The organism is Burkholderia sp. 9779_493 (assembly GCF_015712215.1).
Lineage (GTDB): Bacteria > Pseudomonadota > Gammaproteobacteria > Burkholderiales > Burkholderiaceae > Burkholderia > Burkholderia cenocepacia.
Genome location: NZ_JACCQA010000091.1, coordinates 1 through 1,647, shown reverse-complemented (window position 1 = coordinate 1,647; position 1,647 = coordinate 1). Strand labels below are relative to the sequence as shown.

1 protein-coding gene is annotated in these 1,647 nt (G+C 61.0%); it reads right to left on the bottom strand.

Features of this window, described 5'->3' with window-relative positions; translation table 11 throughout:
• Positions 1-121 precede the first annotated feature (121 nt).
• Entirely contained in the window at positions 122-1,519 is a 1,398-nt protein-coding gene (locus tag H0X95_RS35605) for an ISNCY family transposase (protein ID WP_034174123.1), read from the bottom strand.
• Positions 1,520-1,647: the final 128 nt, after the last annotated feature.

Genomic DNA, 1,647 nt, shown 5'->3' with positions numbered 1-1,647 from the left:
ATGTCATACCCGGATTCAGATGTCGTAGCGCCAGCTAAATACAGATGTCGCATGTTTCATCGGTCTTTCCATCCTTTAACGTTGAAGCGCCGAGCCTGAAGCAGCAGGGCGCTTACGTTCATCAGCGAGCCTTCGCAGACCGCCGATTCGATTCCGTTTGATGTGTTTGTGAAGCGACCTGCAGGATGGCTGCTTCGATATCAGCTTCCGTGAACGCACGCTGTTTCTTGGCACCTGGCAACGATGCCTTGGCTCGTACCGGTAGCCCTCGATTGGCGCGCGACGGGGAACCCGAGATCCGCCGGTTATCGCGCTGCGCCTGAATCGCTTCAGCCACTTGCAGCGCGTGGCTCAGGCGTTTGTGTTCGATGATCGCGCCTTGATCGACCTCTGCCAGCTTGTCGTAAAGACGGCATCGCAATACCTCGCCATCAGCCCGGATCTCGATCCGACCATCCGGATACTCCCAGACGTCGATGTAGCGATGAATCAGCTTCCGATTCTCGAGCGTATCGTCCAGCAGATACAACACCCGGTCGTACAGCACCGTTAGCGACTTCGAGACCCGGCGCGTTTCGCGCCAGGTCAGCAGCCGGTCCAGATTCTCGTCATCTCGCAGCGGCCGGTGCGCATTGAAGTCGCTGCGCGGCGGCTTCGCGAAGCGACGGTTGAAATCAGCGATGAAGGAGGGCGCATACGCGTTGGCGTCGGCTACCGTGCTGATGCCGCGCAAGCGCATTTCCTTGACCAACCGGTCCTGCAGCGTCAGGTTGGCCCGTTCCACACGTCCCTTCGCCGAACTGCTGTTCGCGCAGAACGTGTCGATGTTCAGCTCGTACATGGCCCGGCCAAACTGCGTCACGCTGCTGCCGGTCTTGCCCGCAGTCGGGCTGCGGAACACGCTGTACTTGTCGCTGTAGAACGCCACGGGCTTGCCATGGCGCTCCAGATACGTCCGCGTCGCCTCGAAGTAGCTGAACGTCGATTCGGTCTGCGTGAAGTGCAGCATCATCAGCCGGCTCGTCGCGTCGTCCACATACACCAGCAGCGTGCAGGCCGGTGCCCGTTCCTCGAACCACCGATGATCGCTGCCGTCGATCTGGATCAGCTCGCCGAGGCAAGCCCGGCGCGCTCGCGGCTGATAAACCTTCGGCGGTCGTTGCCGGCGCGGAATCCACAGCCCGGCGTCCGTCATCAGCCTTCTGACCGTTTCCTTCGACAACTGCAGCCCGTGGCATTCCCACAGCTTCTCGCAGGCCAGCGTCGGCCCGAAATCGGCGTAGCGCTCACGAATCAGGCTCAAGGCACGATGCGCCAAATCCTCGGGCAGTTGATGGTTGCTCGCGTGACCACGACGCTGCGAAATCAGCCCGACCGGGCCAGCAGCGCGATACCGGGCGACCAGCCGTTCAATCTGCCGGCGACTGATCCCGAGCCGCTCCGCGGCTCGCCAAGGCATCAGATGCTGCTCGATCACGGCTTCCACGACCTTCAGACGGTCCAGCTCCCGCATGCTCATGGTGATCAGTCCAGGTTGGCCCACGATGCGCTCCGGCAGTTCAAACCGCCGCCAGCATGCGCCGAAACCCTCGAACTACGACATTTCAACTTTGCTCAGATGCGACATTACAACTTTGCTCTTACACA

What these genes read in the sequence shown, in the direction of transcription:
- H0X95_RS35605 (WP_034174123.1), bottom strand. Translation starts at nt 1,519, where the DNA reads ATGAGCATGCGGGAGCTGGACCGTCTGAAGGTCGTGGAAGCCGTGATC.